Genomic DNA, 17244 nt, shown 5'->3' with positions numbered 1-17244 from the left:
TCAATCCGGGGCGCTTAGGTTCCGGAAGCGCCCCTCGCGACCCCGCCGCCCGACCGGTTCGGCAGGGACGGTCACGAACCCCTGGAGTGATCAAGTGGAACGTCGTAGTTTCCTGCGTGGAGCAGTCGTCGGCGGCTCAGCAGCGGCATTCGGGTACACGCTCATGCAGGGCGCGGCCTACGCGGCGCCGGCACAGAAAGGCCCTGGTCCGTACGGAGCACTCGGCACGGCGGACTCCAACGGCCTCCAGCTGCCCAGCGGCTTCACCAGCCGGGTGATCGCCCGGTCCGGCCAGAAGGTCGGCTCCACCACCTACACCTGGCACAACGCCCCCGATGGCGGTGCCTGTTTCGCCGACGGCACGGGCTGGATCTACGTCTCCAACTCGGAGATTTCCTCCACCGGCGGCGCGGGCGCGATCAAGTTCAACTCGACAGGCTCCATCACCGGTTCGTATCGGATCCTGTCCAACACCAACCGCAACTGCGCCGGCGGGGCGACCCCCTGGAACACCTGGCTGTCCTGCGAGGAGGTCAGCACCGGCTACGTCTACGAGACCGACCCGTGGGGCGTGAACGCCGCCGTACGCCGCGATGCCATGGGCCGCTTCAACCACGAGGCGGCGGCCGCCGACCCGGTCCGCAAGGTGATCTACCTGACGGAGGACGCGTCGGACGGCTGCTTCTATCGGTTCGTTCCGTCCACGTGGGGCAACCTGTCGGCGGGCACGCTCCAGGTCCTCAAGGCCGGAACCGCTACCTCCGGCAGCTTCACGTGGGCGACTGTGCCCGACCCGGACGGCTCGCCCACCCCGACCCGCGACCAGGTCTCCGGCGCCAAGCTGTTCAACGGTGGAGAGGGCTGCCACTACGCCAACGACACCGTCTGGTTCACCACCAAGGGCGATGGCCGCGTCTGGCAGCTCAACCTGGCAGCCGGCACCTATGAGCTGGCTTACGACGACTCCCTGGTCGTCGGTGGCGGAGCGCCGCTGACCGGCGTCGACAACGTCACCGGCTCGTCTTCCGGCGACCTGTACGTCGCGGAGGACGGCGGGAACATGGAGATCTGCATCATCACGCCGGACGACGTGGTCGCGACGTTCCTGCGGATCAACGGCCAGTCCTCCTCGGAGATCTGCGGCCCGGCCTTCTCGCCGGATGGCAAGCGCCTGTACTTCTCCAGCCAGCGCGGCACGAGCGGCAGCTCGTCCGGCGGCATCACCTACGAAGTCACAGGACCCTTCCGCAGCTGACCGGCCCACTGCCACGAGCCGCGCAGGCCCGCCGCAACGAGCCCACGCCTGCGGGCACGCCAGAAGCACCCCTCCGCACGGTCATCCCCGCCGACCAAGTCAAGCCCGAGGACATCGCCAAGCCGGCGACAGAGGGGCCTCCCCTTGGACTGGGGCGGCCCCTCGGCTACGCAGGCTTCCGGCACTACGCCCTGACTGCGGACACCAGCAGGGCGCCCGATGTGCCCTCTTCCGGCGCGTCCAGCACGCAGGCCTCGACCCGCGTGAAGCCGTGCCGCTTGAGCAGGTCCGCCCAGGTGTGGGGCCGATATTGCCAGCGCAGCACCGTCAGTTCTCCCTGCTCCAGATACTTGCCACCCATGGTCTGGGGTCCGTAGCCGTCGGCCGGCGGTTCGGCCTGGCTGAAGACCAGCACACCGCCCGGAGCAAGACGCCCGGCGATCAGCGGGAGCAGCGCGTCGGGGTCGGTGAACCACAGGGCGCCCCACACCGAGTAGACCGCGTCATACACGCCGTCGTCCTGGCGGAGGAAGGCGCACGCGTCCGCGTGCTGGAACGACACGTTCGGCTCGGCGGACCACCAGGAGCGGGCCCGCTCGACCTGGACGTGGGAGAGGTCGACGCCCGTCACCTTGGTTCCCCGCCGGGCCAGGAACACGGCTTCCTTGCCCTGGGCCGGCCCCAGGTCCAGGGCGTGCTCGGGATGGCCGAGCAGCTCGGGGCCGGGCCCGTGGCCGGGGTACTGGGTCCACTCGAACTCGGGCCGCGGAGCGGGCTCATCGGGGCCGCGGGCGGGCAGATAGCGGTCCCAGTACTCGGCGGCAGTGCGCGGCGCGGTGGGCATCGAGCTCCTCAAGTGGCCGGTGGGACCCGCTCTGTGAGCTGGTCACCGTACCGGCCCGCCGCCCCCTGGTTCAGGGAGCGACCCGCCTTGCCCGTGCCTGCACGCGTCGGGGCCTGGGGGCGTTCATCAAGTCCCCAGGCCCGACCGTTTTTTCCGGTAGTTCAGTGGCAGTTCGCGCCCGGCCTGCAGGGGCCGCACCTGCTGTAGTCCGCCTCCCAGAGCTTCCAGTCGACCTCGAATCCGGCGGCGGCGAGGATCTGCGCGGTGCGCTCGACCGAGCCGTCGTACGTGAAGGCGATCTCGGGGTTGTGCTCCAGGAACCGGCCGTCGAAGTTCGTCGCGCAGAAGCGGTAGCCGGAAGGGCTGCCCGCCCGGGCTGGCGCTGAGAACCCGCCGTGATACCTCCGAAGCGGGACTGTAGCGCTCGATCCTGGTGTTGCGAACCACCTCTGCAACCGCGGGTCTGCCCGTCATGTCTCCCTTTCCATGACAGCCAAGCAGAGGCCGCGTTCGGCGCCAGATGATCGGGAGTTGCGGCTGTGGAAGGCCGGTTGGGCCCTCGCGGTCACCTTCGCTGCCGCTGTCCTGGCGGCGGGCAGCGTCTTCTACAGCCTTGTCGTCCTGCTGGACATCCGGGAGATCGACAGCACCGCGAAGCTCGATGCGAGCACGCTCGTTGACCTGGTGAAGCTCTCCTTTGGGCTGGTCGCGGGGGCCGGTGCGCTCGTCGCGCTGGTGGTCGCCTACCGCCGCCAGCGTGTCGACGAGGCAGGCGCACACCGCGAGGCCACCCGCCTACACGCCGAACGGTTCACCGCCGCCGTCTCCCAGCTCGGTGACAACTCCCCGGCCGTCCGGCTCGGCGGCGTCCACGCCCTGGTCAGCCTCGCCGACGACGCCCCCGACCACAGCCTGCGCCAAACATGCATCGACGTCCTGTGCGCCTACGTCCAGCTTCCCTACCCCCCCGACCCCGGTGATGACCCCGCCTGCCAGGACGAGCACCACCGCTACCTGGCCCTCCGCAAGATTCGGCACACCATCCTGCGCCTCATCGGCGACCGCTACCGACGCCCCGAGACAATCCACGGCTCCTGGCAGGGCTTCGACCTGGACCTCACCGACGTCACCATCGACGGCGACATGAACTTCACCGGTGCGGTGTTCTCCGGCGGCACGGTGTCCTTCACCGGCGCGGTGTTCTCCGGCGGCACGGTGTCCTTCGACACAGCGTCGTTCTGCGGCGGCACGGTGTCCTTCGACAGAGCCTCGTTCCGCGGTAGCACTGTCTCCTTCAGCGGCGCAAAGTGCTGGGTAGGAGAGATGTCCTTCCGCGATGCGTTGTTCTCCGGTGGCGCAGTGCACTTCGTCGACGCATCCTTCTCCGGCCCCGGGAGGCTCTTCAGCGGCCTCAAGGTGTCCTTCCGTGGCGCGGTGTTCTCCGGCGGCGAGGTGTCCTTCGTCAACGCGCAGTTCGTCGGCTGCGCGGAGTCCTTCGTCCACACGGTGTTCTCGGGTGGCACGGTGCACTTCAGCTCCACGGACTTCCACGGCGGCAAGGGCTTCTTCCGGCACGCAGAGTTCTCGGGCGGCAGGGTGTCCTTCGACAGAACGTCGTTCTTCGGGAGGGAGTCCTTCGTGGGCACGGTGTTCTCCGGCGGTGAGGTGTCCTTCAGTGAGGCGAAGGGCTCAGCTCCCGACGGGCTTCTCGTTGCCGTCGGTACTCCAGTCCCTGCGACCGTCACCTTGCCCCCCGCCTGGCTGCTTCCAAATCCGTAGCTGCCGCACCTGTGCGCTCCCACTCGGTGTGGTGGTGTGGTCAGCGGTGCAGCGCCACCACGTTCTCTGCCACCGCACGGGCCCGCTCCACCTGCTCACCGCGCAGCTCCTGCAGAAGCGGGACGACGTCCGTCGGTGCGCCGCGGGACCAGGTGCCGCTGCTGTCGACGCGCTGACGGCGGTAGGCGACGACCAGAGTGACTAGCGCGCCAGCTCCAGCGAAGACTCCGAAGGAGAGTTTCACCAGGTCGAAGGGGGTCTTCGCGACGAGCATCGCGCTGCGGTCGATTACCCGGAAGTCCAGCAGGACCACCAGGCCGTGGAAGACGCCGCCCGCGACCAGGACCGCAACGGCGAAGGTGACCGTGAGAGCCCGGCCCACCTTCCACTGATCCGGAGGTATTGAGACGGGTGCTAAAACGCATCCAGATCCGAGCCCGCGGATCGACCGACCCAGGGCTCCTTAGGGGACGGCGCCCCCTTACGACAAGTACGCCAGGACCGCCGTCGCTAGGCGGGATCTTGCGGGAAGAAGCTCAGGGGCTGGAGCGGCGGCGCATCGTCTGCGCAGAGCACCCCGGCGGCTGCCGCGTCGAAGCCCTGGGGCCAGACCGTGGTGGCGTCGGCCACCGCTTTGGTGAACGTCGCCCCCGTCAGGTCGGTGCCCGTCAGAACCGCGCCGCGCAGATCAGCCAGCTCGAATCGCGCGGCGCCGATGACGGCCGCTGTCAGGTCGGCATTGCTCAAGTCCGCCGCGCGCAGGTCGGCGTCGTCGAGCCGGGCGTGGCACAGCAAGACGGACCGCATCGAGGCCTGTCGCAGGTCGGCTCCCAGAAGTATGGCTCTGACCAGCCACGTTCCGGACAGGTCGACTCGTTGCAGCCGGGCCCCCTGGAGATGCACGTTCGTCAGATCGGCGTAGTGCAGGTCCGCGTCGACGAGATCCGCGTGGTCCAGCATCGAGCGTCGGAGGTCCACCCGCTGGAGACGAAGTGTCAACCCTGCGGGGCGTGGAGCACGGCCGAGCACGGTGACCGCCGCGTGCACATCCGGGGAGCGTAGGACCAGCAAGGTGTCACCCGCGTGCGCCAGGGCCACTTCACCGCTTCTCGCCATCTCGCCAGGGGCGGGGCGGGCTTCGAGCGGTGTGGCGAGTGCGTTGCGTTGCGCGAAGAGGCAGAGCACCTCGGCGACGGTCCCGCGATCGTCCCGTGAGTCGACAGCGACCCTCTCCAGAGCGAAGACCGCTCCGATGCGTACCTCCACGCTAGGGCTGCCCAACTGCTCCACCGCCGCGGTAAACCGCTCGCTGAGCTGTCCGTACCGCGTCACCTGCAATTGCCGCCAGGTGAAGAAGGCTCCAACAAGCAACGCCACCCCGGCCAGCCCCTGCAACAGCGTGGTCCGAAGGTCGTTGATTGCCTGCGCGCGGTCTGGAACGCGGGCGCCGGCAGTGTCCCAGGCCAGGAGATGGCGCGGCGCCACGACGACGATCAGCGCGACGAGCAACACGCTCACGACTGCCGCACCGACGCCAAGCACCCACGCCCGGCCGGGCTTTCGCACCCCAGAGCCCCGCGCCGCAGGCGGCGACACGTCCCCACGAGGTGTCCGGGCAACACTGCTGGCCTTCTCCTTCTACGCGCCATCCCAGATGGCTGCGTCCCCGCGCCCGAACTCAAACGCGGGGCGCGCAATCCGCGCCGCTGACCTCAGCTTCGTTCGCAAGGCAGGCCGGTGGGCTGAGAGTGAAGTCACCAACCACCGCACCGGGTATTGCCCAGACGTCACCTCCTGGCCGACCGTCGCTCGCGCCCTGGAAGATCTGGGGCTCGGTCGGCTGGCGGCGGCAGCCGAATCCGGACGTTGTCACGGCTGCGCAACAGCACCGCACGCCTCACGGTTCACCCCGGATTCCCGGCTAGCGTTCCCGTCGCCAGCGCTGGAGACCCGGCGGCCGTCCAACGGCCGCGGGACATTGGAAGGGAACCTCATGAGGCTCAAGCAACTCGGCCGGATCAGTACGGCTGGTGGGCTCACCGTCGCAGCGGTGGGCGCATCGATCGTCTTCACACCGTCCATGGCGTCCGCGGACAGCACCTGGGAGTGCTACGGCAAGCAGGTCAAGCGCTGTGCGACCGTATGGTGGGACGACGAGGCCGACACATACCGGGCACGGGCGAAGATCACCGACAGCGTCGGCGGTGGCAACTACACGGTCAAGGTCAACGACGTGAAGCTCCTGCGCTTCAACGGCACCAGGACGCTGACGGTGAAGTCAGCCAAGGACGACGACGGCTGGCACAGCACCCAAGACCTGGCAGGCACCTCGTCGGTCAACCCGTGCAGGTGGCCGACGAACAGTTTCCAGGTACAGGCGAAGTTCACCTGGAAGAAGCAGGGCGGGACCGCGAGCACCAAGACCTGGCGCCCCGACATGGGCTGGGGCCACGCCTGCAACTGACCGTGTCCGCTCCGGTTCGCTGCCCGAAGCGAACCATCGCGCTCTCGCTCCGGCCAGGGGCACCTGCCCGCCGCCCCTGGCCGGTCCCCGTACGCACGCATTGAGGACACGGTTATCACCTCCTGATCCCCTCGCGCTGCGATGTCCCCGCCGGTCGCGCTCAGCGGGGAGAGCCAACGACATGCTGCGCGTCCATTTCAGCCACGCCGACCCGGCCCGAATTTGGATCGCCGCCGTACCCGGCACGCTCTGGGACATCGCGCGTCGAGCAGGCACCGGCTCATGTCACGGAAAGGGCGCCGGGCCACGGCCACGCTGCGCGAACTGGCCATCGGCGCACTCCGCCTCACCGGCTACGACACCATCGCTACCGGCCTGCGCAAACACAGCCGCTACGCCACCCGTCCCTGACAACCCTCGACATCAACTGATCCGACAGATCCTCTGAGTGCCGCAGCCCCGGGCTGACACGTCGAGTGCCGGGAGTTGGGCGCGACAGCGGCAAGCATCCATGTCAGCTCGTACGCGGACATGACCGGGGAGCGCCAGGTTCGTGATGTAGAGCGCGTGCCTCGGCACCGGCGAAAGGCGGCCATGCGATCCGGCAGGATGGCCGCATGTCCCACACCCCAATACACCCATCACAACCCTTCGACGAGAAGTGGATCGCCCAGGCCCTCAACGGTTTCATCGAAGGTTCCGGACACTGGGGACCCGGCACGCTCGACGTGTTCACCGAGGTCGGCGACTACCTGACCGGGAGCGGCGAGGAGGCGCCCGCGCGGTACCTGGGCTGGAACTGGTACCGGTTCATCGGCCGGTGCGGCGCCGTGGCCCTTCGGGCGAGCTCCTTCCACGTGCCGGACCATTTGCGCGCGGTCCAGCTGGCGATGCTGGATGTATGGGCAGAAACTCCCTTTGCCGACCCGGAGGCTCGCGCCCGGATGCGTACGGGCGTCCTCGAACTCGCCGACAAGGACAGGCGTGCCGCTCGGACTCACGAGGGTGCGGTGGTCGCTCTGCACGGGCTCGGCGCCGGCAAGGACGGGCAGCGTTTCGTCGAGTTGCACACCGGCACCGCCCAGCCGCCGGCACCAGGTCGGATCACGGCCACCGAGCCGGTGCCCGCGGCCGGTTGGGACACACCTGACCGCCTACGGCGCCTCGTGCACCTCGTACGGCAGAAGGGCCCCGCACCCTGGGACCGCGCGGCGGCCGCGCTGCTCGCCGAGCGGACCGGGCTGAGCCGGGCCGGTGCCGCGCTGCTGCTCGCCGGAATACCCGATGTGAAGTACGGGTACCGCGGACTCGATGCCGAGGCGCGCAAGGTGATGGGACTCAAGCAATCCGAAGCCGAGGCCGGTGAAGGGGAGTTGGCGACCTTGCGGGTGGCCGAGCGCCTCGACCTGCTGGCCGACGTGCTGCCCGCGGACCCCGGACAGCTGTGGCTGGAGGGCGGGCAGCTGGCGCTCGCCGAGCGGATCGCCGAGGCCTGGCGCAGGCAACAGGGCGTACGCCCCGCCGTGCCGGAGTCGACGCTCGCCGTCGCCGCCGAGCACAGCGACATACGGATGGCCCCGGCAGCCGTGTGCGCCGTGTTCGCCGATCCCGAGCGCGAGCCACGGCTGACCCGCGACCCTGACACCCGGCTGCGAGTCAACAGCATCAGCGGCGCCGGCTGGGAGGGCGACGAGGGATTCCGTTTCAGGGAGCTGCTCGCCGTGGTCTGCGACGCCGTCGACTGGGTGTACGCCGAGCTTCCCGAAGGAGATCCCATACGCCGGGGAGTCCCCGAGACCATACGGCTGCTGCGGGAACGCCTGGCTCACCCGGGGCTGCTGCTCTCCGCCCGTGGCCGCAGCCTGCGCGGCCGCACCGTGGCAGACCTGCTGCCGGGCTTCCCCGGCGCCCTGCCCTATCTGGACGCCGCCGAGCCGCTTGTCCATCCCACGCTGGACGACGGCCTGGTCGTCGTGTCCGAGGCAGGGTTCGACCGCCGCGGTGAGCGCGAGGCGCCCGGCGTGTACTTCCGGCCCGGCCGCTACGGGGCCGACGAGCGCTCGCGGCGCCTGGAGGCTGCGGTCGACACCGAGGACTCGCATCTGGCGCTGGTCCGCCGGCTGCGCGGTCCCGAGTTCGAGCGGATCGTGCAGCGCATATCCGAGGCGTCGTTGCCGCCGGGCGGTTACGAGACCGATCCGCGGCTGTCCGCCCCACAGGTGGTCGAGGAGGCGGCCGCCACCACTGGTCTGGATACGGACGCCGTCACTTTGTATCTGCAACTGCTCGCCCTGCCCGTGCCCACCGACCGCCGTATCCGCCGCTTCAACCGGTGGACTGGCGCGCACCACAAGGCCGTTGCGGCCGCACTCGTCGAGGCCGGTCTGGCGGTCGCCGACCGCAGGGCCCGGGCCGGGCGGGGGGTGTTCCTACCCGGCGACTGGGCGGTCGGGGACAAGTTCTACCCTCCGATGGAAACCTGGAAGGCCGGGCTGCTCGGGGTCCGGGTCATCGGGCGCAAGGTCTATTCCCAGCCGGTCGCCGGCCCTCTGCCCGAACTCTTCGCCCGGGCCTGGCGGACGCGTCCCCACTGAGAAACCGTCTTTGCACTCCGGTGGGCGTTTTTGTTGTTGTTGAGTTGAGATCCTGGAGTGGTCTGCCCGGCTGCCGCCGACGCGGTCGCACTCGGCGAGAGTGCCGTCCAGCAGGACGAACTCCGGATCACGCTCGTGCAGAGTCTTGAGCAGGCCCGGAGCCCGTTCGGCGAGCAGATCGGCCACGGCGGTGACATGTGCGGGTACGGTGCCGACGGATACCCCGAAACCGGATGCGATCCGGGTGAGGGTGTCGTGGCGGTGAAGGTAAACCAGAGCAACGAGCGCGCGCTGGTGCGGCGGGACAGGAGACCAACAGAGCTCCCCTGCCGATGGGTTGGGACTTCGAACACGTCCTCCAACGGCGCGGGAGCCCTGTCCGCTGCGGCCTTCCGCTCGATGCTGTCAGTCTCGTCCAATCAGTGGCCTCGTTGAGAGCCCTCAGCGATCACCTAACCAAATACGGGCCCGGGGCCCACCCTCGGAGAGCCGAGGGCGTCCTTGGTCGTCCTGCTCTTGGGTGGTCACAACCGGCCGGTGCGCGCGATCACCTGTCTGGCGAAGTCAAGCATCTGATCAAGGTCGGGGAACGGTGCGAAGGCGTCCACGAACGCCTCGTCCGCACCGGATTCCGCGAAGCGCTTGAGCTTGTCGGCCAGCGAATCGACGGACGTGCCCGGTTCGAGGTTGATACGTATGGCCTTCTTCAGTGCGTCGGGATCGCGGCCGGCCTCCTGCGCCGCCTGGCGCGCGAGCGACCACAATCGGTCGGCGACCTCGTCCGGCAGGAAATCGATCCCGAGCCACCCAGTGGCGCTGCGGCCGACCCGGCGCATCGCGGCCTCGCTGGTGCCGCCGATCCAGAGGGCGGCCCGCCTGCTTGCACCGGTCGCAGGTCGGCGTGGACCGGCGGCAGCGAGAAGAACTCGCTGTCCCAGGAAACCGGGTTGGTCGTCCACCACTCCTGCAGGAACGCCAGCAGGTCATCGAGCATCCGCCCGCGCCGGTGCCAGTCCGCGCTGCGGGAGATGTCATGCTCGTCCTTCATCCACCCGAGTCCCACTCCGACTTCGAGACGGCCGTCGCTGAGCACGTCGAGCGTGGTCAGCATCCGGGCCAGGTGCGGTGGCTCCCAGTAGAAGGTGCTGAGCGTGCTGGCATTCAGCCGCACCCGGCTGGTCGCCGTCGCGGCGACGGTCCACAGCAGCACCGGGTCGAGGTAACGCTTCATTTGCGGCGGGTAGGGCTGCTCTTTGCCCGGATAGTTGCTGTGCATATCGACCGGCTGGACCAGGCGATCGCCGACCCACAGCGTGTCGTAGCCAAGGTCCTCGATCCCGCGGCAGAACGTGCTCAGGCCAGCTGCGCTGCTGATGGCGGGCCCGATTATGGGAAGTGTGAAACCAAGCTTCATGGCGAGCCCCTTCGGTGTTCCGTCAACCGTCTGGTCAGACGGGAAGCTCGGTGATGCCGAGGGCGAAGTCCAGGTTCCCCACCCCGTGGTTGGCGAGGCCCACCGTGACCACGCCCGCTCCTTCCAGCCAGTGCGCCATTTTCAGGCCGCCGACGTCCAGCGGGCGCATCCCGAGGCTCTCGATGAACGCTTCCACGCTTGCCTTGGCCCGCGTGCTGTCGCCGGCGATGAAGACGTCGGGTCGGCCCTTTTCCAGGACGTGGCGGAAGACGGTGTTGAACGCCTTCACCACGCTGGCGCCGGCCGGGGCCGCCTTGGCGACTTCCTGCGCGATGGAGGTCTCCTCGCGGTGGGCCAGCCCGTCGAACGTCGAGTTGAAGGGGTTGCTGATGTCGATGATGACCTTGCCCGCGAGAGCGTCTCCGTACTGGGCGACGACCGGCACGACGCCGTCGTACAGCAGGGCGACGATGACGATGTCCCCGGCCGGGGCGGTGCCCCATTCTCCCGTCGTGGTGCCGCCGCCGAGAGCTTTGGCCAGGTCGGCGGCCTTGGACTGATCGCGGCCCATGATCTCGACGGTGTTGCCGCCCGCTATCGCCCGCGCGCCGATGGTGCGGGCCATGTTCCCGGTGCCGATGATGCTGATGCTGCTCATGAGATGTCCTGTCCTGGTTGTGGTTGCTCGGTCTACAGGGCGGTGGTGCCGCCGTCGGCAACGAGTTCCATGCCGTTGACGTAGCTGGAGTCGTCGGAGGCGAGGAAGAGCGCGGCGGTGGCGATTTCGTCGGGGCGGCCCATCTGCCCGCGGGGGATGAGGGACTCGAACTGGCGCCTGGTGGCCTCGTCGAAGAGCTCTGTCTGCTTGGCGGTGGCGACCTGGCCGGGGGTCAGGACGTTGACGCGGATGCGGCGGTCCTTGAGCTCGTTGAGCCAGACGCGGGCCCATGCCTGCTGGACGGCCTTGCTGCCGGCGTAGACGCTCCAGCCGGGGAAGGCACCGAGAGAGGCATTGGAGCCGGTCATGAGGATGGAGCCCCCGTCGTTGAAGAGCGGGAGGGCCTTCTGGACAGTGAACAGGGTGCCGCGGGCGTTGAGCCCGAACCAGGTGTCGAACTGAGCCTCGGTGATCTCGCCGAGCGGGGCGGGCTCGCCACCGCCGGCGCTGGCCCACAGCACGTCGAGGCTTCCCTTCTCCCGCTTGACGGTGTCGTACAGGCGGTCCAGGTCGTCCAGGTTGGCGGCGTCGCCCTGGACGCCGGTGACGTTGCGGCCGATCTGCTTCACGGCCTCGTCCAGGGCGTCCTGGCGGCGGCCGGTGATGAAGACGTGCGCGCCCTCGTCGACGAACAGCTTCGCGCCGGCCAGTGCCATGCCGGTGGTGCCGCCGGTGATGACTGCGACCTTGCCGTCGAGCTTTCCCATAGCTGTTCCCTTGGGTCGGTGATGCCGTGTGTGCCTGGGGCGACGCAGTTAAGTACACCGCCCTGTGTGCTTAACGTACGGCGCAGGCGGCCGGGGGCGCAAGCTATGTACACCGGTCGTTACCCAGCTGCGGTAGGATTGGGCCCATGACGGAGTTCGAGAAGGGCCCCACGGGCCGCCGCCGCGGCCGGGGCGCCCGCGAGCGCATCCTCAGCGCGGCCCAGCAGCTGTTTCGCGAGCGGGGCATCAACAGCACCGGCATGAACGAACTCTGCGCGGCCGCCGAGGTGTCCAAGCGCACGGCCTACCAGCACTTCACCGGCAAGGACGAACTCGTCGCCGAGTACCTGCGCCGGTTCGACCCCTCCGTTCTGTCCGGCGTGTTCGACCGCACCGACCTCACGCCCCGCGAACGGCTCCTCGCCGTCTTCGACATCCCCCCCACCACACCCCTGTGCCCCTACATCGGCGCCGCCGTCGAACTCCACGACCCCGAGCACCCCGCATCCCGGTACGCACGCGACTACAAGAAGGCCGTCGCCGTGCGGCTCGCCGACACCGCCCGCGAAGCCGGCGCCGCCGACCCTGAACAGCTCGGCGAGCAGCTCGCGCTGCTCATCGACGGCGCCGCGGCCCGCACCCGGGTCCTCGACGCCGACGCCTTCCCCACCGCCGCCGCCATCGCCGCCGTCCTCATCGACACCGCCATCCCCGCCACAGCCGGCGATGACCGGCGACGGGAAGAAGTGTCGAGTTGACTGCGCGGGCGCGAGGCCCCACGGGGCCGGTATACCCCGAACCTGTGGCCGGTTTGGCTCGTGGCACCCGTTGCTCTGGTCCTCGCCTTGCTCCTGGGCTGGGGGATCTACCAGTTCGCCTACGACTACTTCGCGCAGGCGGCCGCCGACCAGAAACCGACCAAGCCGGTCAACGCCAATGACGTCCTCAAAGCCACGGTCACCGCACTGACCTTGGTCGGAGCCGTTCTCGCTGGCCTACGCCTACCGCAAACAGCTCCTGCCCGAGGGCGACGCGCACCGCGCGGACGCAAGTCAGCTCGCCGACCGATACACGTCCGCCGCCGAACAACTCGGCCACGAACAGGCCGCCGTACGGCTCGCTGGCGTCTACGCCCTCGCCCGTCTCCGTGGTAGTCGATTCGCAGGCCAAGGCCGCCGTTTCCGCGTCGAGGCGTGATACGACACTGAGGATCTCGGACGGCTCGGTTGTCGTGGACCAGGAGGGTTCCGCGGACAGCGGTCACTCCGACTTCATTGCCACCCTGCCGGAGGACGCTTGCCGCTACGGCTTCTACACCGACCCGTCCTCGGGCGGGCTCATCTTTGTCCAGTGGGTGCCCGAGGGCGCGAGCGTCAAGCAGAAGATGCAGTACAGCGCGGAAGCACAGGTGGTCAAGGCCGAGTTGGGTATCAACCGCTATATCCAGGCCAGCGAGTATAGCGAGATCAACGAAGAGACACTCGCGAAAGCGTGCAGGCAGTAGCACGCCACCTTCGCGGCCGGGAGTCGTGAATCTGCCCGGCCCGCAGCCCTGACCATCACGCACGGGCAGGGTCGTGCACACCGGAGGACCCCCGGCAGGGCGATGCCGGGGGTCCTCCTGCGCTGGAATGTGCAAGGTCACCCGTGCCAGACAATCACCGCCCCACAGCTGCCGAGGTCAATTCCTCACCCGAAACGAGAGCCTTACTGATCAAACTTTGGTGGCACGCGCCCAAGGTTCGATGACACAGGACAATGGCCGCGCCGTACCATCGGCCCTACCGTCGACGAGCGCGGCCCCTGACCGGCTTTAACGGGGGGGGCCGCGCTCAGAGTGTCCGCTCTCTGGTCAGCCCAGGCGCCCCAGGAGCCAGGATCCGAGTTCCTTGGTGATCAGCGGGCCCCCGGTGTTCGCATCGCCAGCCCGTGTGTCATCGAAGTGTTCGTCGTCCGGCGCGCTGGCGAAGTCGCCACTGACCGCCTTGAGGTTCATCGGCCTTTGCGCCCGGTCACCCAGGCGCTTCAGCTCCTCATCCTCCTCGGGGGAGGCGGCGGTGCCGTTGTAGGAGAAGAAGACAGAGGTCTCGTGGTCCACGCTGTCCCGCTCCTGCCGGGCCAGCGCATAGCGAGCAGCCAAGGCACCCCTGCCCACACCGCCCACGATCAGCGACTCCTGTCCATGCCTGTCCGCCCTAGCCCGATAGACCGCGTTCACGATGGTCTTGGCCTGGTCGGAGAGCTTGACCGCCTTGGCGTCGAAGCCGACCAGGATGAGGTCATAGCCGCGAGCGTGCACTTCGGCGAGGAACGAGTACGAGGCATGGTCGACGGCAGCCTCGAAGGCAGCCAAGTCCGTCGGAACTTCATCAGCAACCACAATGAACGGGCGCCTCAGCTCCTCGCCCGCCAGGAACTCTCGCGCGGATCCGTTCTCCAGCTGCCACTCGGTCGACGATGCCATTCAATCCTCCTGAAGGGCGTGGGCGCCGCAGCGCCGACGCTTCCGATTCCATTGGCTGCCGGTCCACAGGCGCTCGACATGTCAAGCAAGGTCATGCCGGACGGGATCGCGCCACCTGCCACCGGGGCACCGGAAGGCGCCCCTCACCAGCAGTTGCACACGACACGCTACCGATCACTTACACGGAGTGACAGAGGTGTTCAGGCCATCGAGTCTGACTAGTGACCGAATGGCGATCTAGAACAAACCGCGGCCACCGACTACTCGACCGGGTCCGGATGCCAACTCGATGGTCGGCCGCGATCTGCTGGACCGGCTGAAGTGGCGCGCCTCAACGATCAGCAGACCGCTGGGGAGACCGGCGACCGGCGAGGATTCGCCGCCGCGGCCGGCCGGATGGATGCTGGCCCAGCACGCTGCCGTAGCAGCTGAACAGCCTCAGCGTTCCGCCGGACAGCCCAACGGCGCCGGGGGGCTGGTCCGTTGCGGATCTCGCCCTCACCCTGCCACGGACACCCGATCGGTATCTGGTCACTGGGCGACCCGCGGGCCAGAACAACATGGCCTTCACCGACCCCGACCACCGATGCGCGTCCTGCGCCGAGCCCTCCGCGAGATCCGATACCGCACCGACGTCATCTACGCATGCCTCGCCGCAACCGGACTCACCCTCGCCCAACACGCCCACGACCGTCGGACGGCCGAGATGCCGCCTCTGAAGGAACGGCGCGAAGCACTCACGCTCGCAGGAAGGCGCGAGCTCCGAGCAGGAATGGCTTCAGTTGCACAGCCCGCTGCACGGTGCCAGCCACAGTGGGCCGCAGCCATAATCGGTCCAGGTGCACCCGGCGTAGCACGTTGTGTCGCAGCTTCCGGTCCCCGTCCCGCACCGGGAATTGCAGTCCACGGCCTGGATGCTCTGCTCGCTGCGGGCCGCAGCGCCTTGCGTGTCAGCAGGGCCCAGCGTCCTGAGAATGGCCCGCGCCTCGCTCTCGCCGAACGCCGCCACAGCCGCCGCCTCCAGCCCTTCGACGGCTGCTGTCTGCCGGCGCCCCGCGATGATCTGCGGTGCCAGCCGCGTCGCGTCGTCCAGGACGGCGGACTTCTCGGCCGACAGGCGATGTGTCTTGCGGTAGTTCGCGAAGTGCGCCACCCACAGATCGCTCCGAGCTGAAGCGGACAGCGCGCCGTAGACAGCACGCCGATAGTCCGCGGGGTAGGAGACGAACTCGGAGTAGCGGGAGGGCAGCCGGTCAAGGTTGGCCTTCACCCATCGCGTCGCCTTGCTGCCCTTGGCGCGGGTCACCGCCTGCGCGGGTGAGGTCGCCAGGCCGCCGGTGACCAGAAACGTTCCCAGGGCCAGCCCCGGCAGGGTCTTGAGGATGCCTCGACGGCTCGGGGGCTGCGGCACATCGAGGTCGCGGAGCGCACGCACCACCCGCAGCGAGTCCGCCGGTCCCAACAGCCGCGCCAGCCGGAGGGACAGCGCGGTTCCGGTCCAGGCCCGCACCTGGTCGCCGTTGACCGCCAGCAGGGTCGGGGCCCACTCACCCCCTTCCCCCAGGGCACGCGCGCGCAGGCCGCGAATACGTGGCTCCGTGAGGCCCGCGGTGGTCAACGTCCCGTCGACGGATACGCGAATCCGATCCACCACTTCTTCGCAGAACCGGCAGTCAGCGTCGAATGCCAAAATCCACTCGGTCACAAGCTCTCCCCATGTTCATGTGTCCAACCGTGCCGTGCTGCCCGTCAAGTGTGCGTCTCACGCCGATTGCTAGCGCGTCGTTCGGGACTTTCGCACTTCGACTTCACCTGAAGAGACATCATTTGTCGAGGCGTTGAAACGCCATCATTTCGAAGTGGATCGAAATGATCTCCATTCACAGGCCGTGTCGGGGCGCCGCGATCTCGAGGATTCCGCACCGAGGTAGTAGCGCAAGTCCTTTCAGCCGTGGGACTGGTGGGCTCGCATGTTGAGGTGTCGCGTATTCCTCGTGCCGATGTGGACACGGGGGGGGGCGGCTCCCGACTGGTGCTGACCTCTCCCGAGCGGATCACTTGCGAAGTCGAGAACGGTACTCGCCCGGGGCCGCGCCTCGGGCACGTCTGAAGGCACGGCTGAACGCGTGCGCAGAGCCGTATCCGACCGCTCCGGCGATCGACTCGACCGGCTCATCGGTATCACGGAGCCGGACGGACGCCAGGTCGATGCGCCACTGCGTCACGTACGCGCCCGGCGTCTGTCCGAGGGCGGACCGGAAACGCCTGGACAGTGTCGCCCGGGAGACGCTCGTCGCGGCGGCCAGGGTCTGCGTGGTCCAGGGGTGTTCCGGTTGGGCATGGACACATGCCAGAGCGTCGCGCACGACCGGATCACGCATCGCTCCCAGCCATGAGCCGGACTGCTCCTGCGGGTGGCGGGCCAGCCAGGCGCGTACGAACTGGACGAGCAGAAGGTCGACGATGCTGTTGATGGCGGCGGTTGTGCCGATCTGCGGCTGTGCGAGCTCCGCAGCGAGAAGTTCGACGGTCCTTCTGAGCTGCGCGTTCTCCCGGGCTGTGACGTGCATAGGCCGAGCGAGGGAGGTGAGCACCGGTGTGCGCACCTCCGGGTCCTGCTCATAGCGCAGGACGACCGCTTCCGTCTGCACCGGCGCCGAGCCCAGCCGCAGGGCCCGGCCATCGCCGAAAGCCCGGGCCGCCTCTTCCCGGTCGCAGGAGCCCATCGTCACGTCGGCACCGCCGGCTATCCCGTGTGCGGTGCCCGGCGACACCAGGACGGCGTCTCCAGCCTGCACTTCAAGAGGTTTCTCGCCTGGGACGTGGAGCCACATGGTGCCGCGGGACACCACGTGCAGTGCCGCGCCTGGAGTGGAGTCCAGCCGCAGGCCCCACCTTCCGCCGGCCTTCAGCAGGACCCCGAGCGCCCCACGCGCACCCGAAACACGCAAGACCTCCGCCAGCACATCCATGGGTCCATTCTCATCCACCGCCGCCGACGGCCG

Annotated in this window: 16 protein-coding genes and 2 pseudogenes; 7 read left to right on the top strand and 11 right to left on the bottom strand. The window is 68.6% G+C overall.

What is annotated here, in order from left to right:
- The first annotated feature begins 94 nt into the window (after positions 1–94).
- The gene (locus ACIGXX_RS17485; RefSeq protein WP_366464154.1) at positions 95–1255 is read left to right on the top strand and encodes an alkaline phosphatase PhoX; all 1161 of its coding nucleotides are present in this window, start codon (positions 95–97) and stop codon (positions 1253–1255) included.
- A 184-nt stretch (positions 1256–1439) separates the two neighbouring features.
- On the opposite strand, the gene ACIGXX_RS17480 is transcribed toward ACIGXX_RS17485, so the two are convergent.
- A complete protein-coding gene (locus ACIGXX_RS17480) occupies positions 1440–2099 on the bottom strand; it encodes a methyltransferase domain-containing protein (protein ID WP_399976487.1) in 660 nt (219 codons plus the stop codon).
- Positions 2100–2260: 161 nt separating this feature from the next.
- Entirely contained in the window at positions 2261–2554 is a 294-nt protein-coding gene (locus ACIGXX_RS17475) for a hypothetical protein (protein WP_399976484.1), read from the bottom strand.
- A gap of 76 nt (positions 2555–2630) precedes the next feature.
- On the opposite strand from ACIGXX_RS17475, the gene ACIGXX_RS17470 reads away from it, so the two are divergent.
- Positions 2631–3878, top strand: a complete 1248-nt coding sequence (locus ACIGXX_RS17470) for a pentapeptide repeat-containing protein (RefSeq protein ID WP_399976481.1) — start codon at positions 2631–2633, stop codon at positions 3876–3878.
- Positions 3879–3918: 40 nt separating this feature from the next.
- Here ACIGXX_RS17470 and ACIGXX_RS17465 read toward each other — a convergent pair whose 3' ends face one another.
- Complete coding sequence (locus ACIGXX_RS17465) at positions 3919–4260, bottom strand: hypothetical protein (protein ID WP_399976478.1); 342 nt, start codon at positions 4258–4260, stop codon at positions 3919–3921.
- A 128-nt stretch (positions 4261–4388) separates the two neighbouring features.
- A complete protein-coding gene (locus ACIGXX_RS17460; RefSeq protein WP_399976475.1) occupies positions 4389–5396 on the bottom strand; it encodes a pentapeptide repeat-containing protein in 1008 nt (335 codons plus the stop codon).
- A gap of 475 nt (positions 5397–5871) precedes the next feature.
- Here ACIGXX_RS17460 and ACIGXX_RS17455 point away from each other — a divergent pair, with 475 nt between their 5' ends.
- The 3 genes from ACIGXX_RS17455 to ACIGXX_RS17445 all read left to right on the top strand — a co-directional run bounded on the left by ACIGXX_RS17455 (position 5872) and on the right by ACIGXX_RS17445 (position 8936).
- Complete coding sequence (locus ACIGXX_RS17455) at positions 5872–6342, top strand: hypothetical protein (RefSeq protein WP_399976472.1); 471 nt, start codon at positions 5872–5874, stop codon at positions 6340–6342.
- Between the two features lie 282 nt (positions 6343–6624).
- Positions 6625–6753, top strand: a complete 129-nt coding sequence (locus tag ACIGXX_RS17450) for a hypothetical protein (protein WP_383825062.1) — start codon at positions 6625–6627, stop codon at positions 6751–6753.
- Positions 6754–6959: 206 nt separating this feature from the next.
- Entirely contained in the window at positions 6960–8936 is a 1977-nt protein-coding gene (locus tag ACIGXX_RS17445; protein WP_399976468.1) for a hypothetical protein, read from the top strand.
- Between the two features lie 54 nt (positions 8937–8990).
- Here ACIGXX_RS17445 and ACIGXX_RS17440 read toward each other — a convergent pair.
- The 4 genes and pseudogenes from ACIGXX_RS17440 to ACIGXX_RS17425 form a co-directional block, all read right to left on the bottom strand.
- Positions 8991–9242, bottom strand: a pseudogene (locus tag ACIGXX_RS17440) (transposase family protein); the annotation flags it as partial.
- Positions 9243–9460: 218 nt separating this feature from the next.
- A pseudogene (locus ACIGXX_RS17435) lies at positions 9461–10350 on the bottom strand (TIGR03619 family F420-dependent LLM class oxidoreductase).
- Between the two features lie 34 nt (positions 10351–10384).
- A complete protein-coding gene (locus ACIGXX_RS17430; RefSeq protein ID WP_399976463.1) occupies positions 10385–11008 on the bottom strand; it encodes an NADPH-dependent F420 reductase in 624 nt (207 codons plus the stop codon).
- A 32-nt stretch (positions 11009–11040) separates the two neighbouring features.
- Positions 11041–11775 (bottom strand): SDR family NAD(P)-dependent oxidoreductase, encoded by a 735-nt coding sequence (locus ACIGXX_RS17425; protein WP_399976460.1) that lies wholly within the window; start codon positions 11773–11775, stop codon positions 11041–11043.
- 146 nt (positions 11776–11921) lie between these two features.
- Here ACIGXX_RS17425 and ACIGXX_RS17420 point away from each other — a divergent pair, with 146 nt between their 5' ends.
- Together ACIGXX_RS17420 and ACIGXX_RS17415 are read left to right on the top strand one after the other, a co-directional pair.
- Entirely contained in the window at positions 11922–12533 is a 612-nt protein-coding gene (locus ACIGXX_RS17420; protein ID WP_351167746.1) for a helix-turn-helix domain-containing protein, read from the top strand.
- A gap of 389 nt (positions 12534–12922) precedes the next feature.
- Positions 12923–13279: a hypothetical protein gene (locus ACIGXX_RS17415; protein WP_399976457.1), complete on the top strand. Its 357-nt coding sequence runs from the start codon at positions 12923–12925 to the stop codon at positions 13277–13279.
- 348 nt (positions 13280–13627) lie between these two features.
- On the opposite strand, the gene ACIGXX_RS17410 is transcribed toward ACIGXX_RS17415, so the two are convergent.
- From ACIGXX_RS17410 to ACIGXX_RS17400, 3 genes are all read right to left on the bottom strand, one after another.
- Positions 13628–14239 (bottom strand): hypothetical protein, encoded by a 612-nt coding sequence (locus ACIGXX_RS17410; RefSeq protein WP_399976454.1) that lies wholly within the window; start codon positions 14237–14239, stop codon positions 13628–13630.
- 778 nt (positions 14240–15017) lie between these two features.
- Positions 15018–15944 (bottom strand): bacteriocin fulvocin C-related protein, encoded by a 927-nt coding sequence (locus tag ACIGXX_RS17405; RefSeq protein WP_399976451.1) that lies wholly within the window; start codon positions 15942–15944, stop codon positions 15018–15020.
- Positions 15945–16293: 349 nt separating this feature from the next.
- Positions 16294–17211: a cupin domain-containing protein gene (locus tag ACIGXX_RS17400; RefSeq protein ID WP_399976448.1), complete on the bottom strand. Its 918-nt coding sequence runs from the start codon at positions 17209–17211 to the stop codon at positions 16294–16296.
- Positions 17212–17244 lie beyond the last annotated feature (33 nt).

This window comes from Streptomyces sp. NPDC055243, assembly GCF_044544025.1.
GTDB lineage: Bacteria > Actinomycetota > Actinomycetes > Streptomycetales > Streptomycetaceae > Streptomyces.
This window is presented reverse-complemented; position numbering and strand designations above follow the sequence as displayed.

What these genes read in the sequence shown, in the direction of transcription:
- ACIGXX_RS17400 (WP_399976448.1), bottom strand. Translation starts at nt 17,211, where the DNA reads ATGGATGTGCTGGCGGAGGTCTTGCGTGTTTCGGGTGCGCGTGGGGCG.
- ACIGXX_RS17445 (WP_399976468.1), top strand. Translation starts at nt 6,960, where the DNA reads ATGTCCCACACCCCAATACACCCATCACAACCCTTCGACGAGAAGTGG.
- ACIGXX_RS17450 (WP_383825062.1), top strand. Translation starts at nt 6,625, where the DNA reads ATGTCACGGAAAGGGCGCCGGGCCACGGCCACGCTGCGCGAACTGGCC.
- ACIGXX_RS17420 (WP_351167746.1), top strand. Translation starts at nt 11,922, where the DNA reads ATGACGGAGTTCGAGAAGGGCCCCACGGGCCGCCGCCGCGGCCGGGGC.
- ACIGXX_RS17430 (WP_399976463.1), bottom strand. Translation starts at nt 11,008, where the DNA reads ATGAGCAGCATCAGCATCATCGGCACCGGGAACATGGCCCGCACCATC.
- ACIGXX_RS17455 (WP_399976472.1), top strand. Translation starts at nt 5,872, where the DNA reads ATGAGGCTCAAGCAACTCGGCCGGATCAGTACGGCTGGTGGGCTCACC.
- ACIGXX_RS17425 (WP_399976460.1), bottom strand. Translation starts at nt 11,775, where the DNA reads ATGGGAAAGCTCGACGGCAAGGTCGCAGTCATCACCGGCGGCACCACC.
- ACIGXX_RS17480 (WP_399976487.1), bottom strand. Translation starts at nt 2,099, where the DNA reads ATGCCCACCGCGCCGCGCACTGCCGCCGAGTACTGGGACCGCTATCTG.
- ACIGXX_RS17410 (WP_399976454.1), bottom strand. Translation starts at nt 14,239, where the DNA reads ATGGCATCGTCGACCGAGTGGCAGCTGGAGAACGGATCCGCGCGAGAG.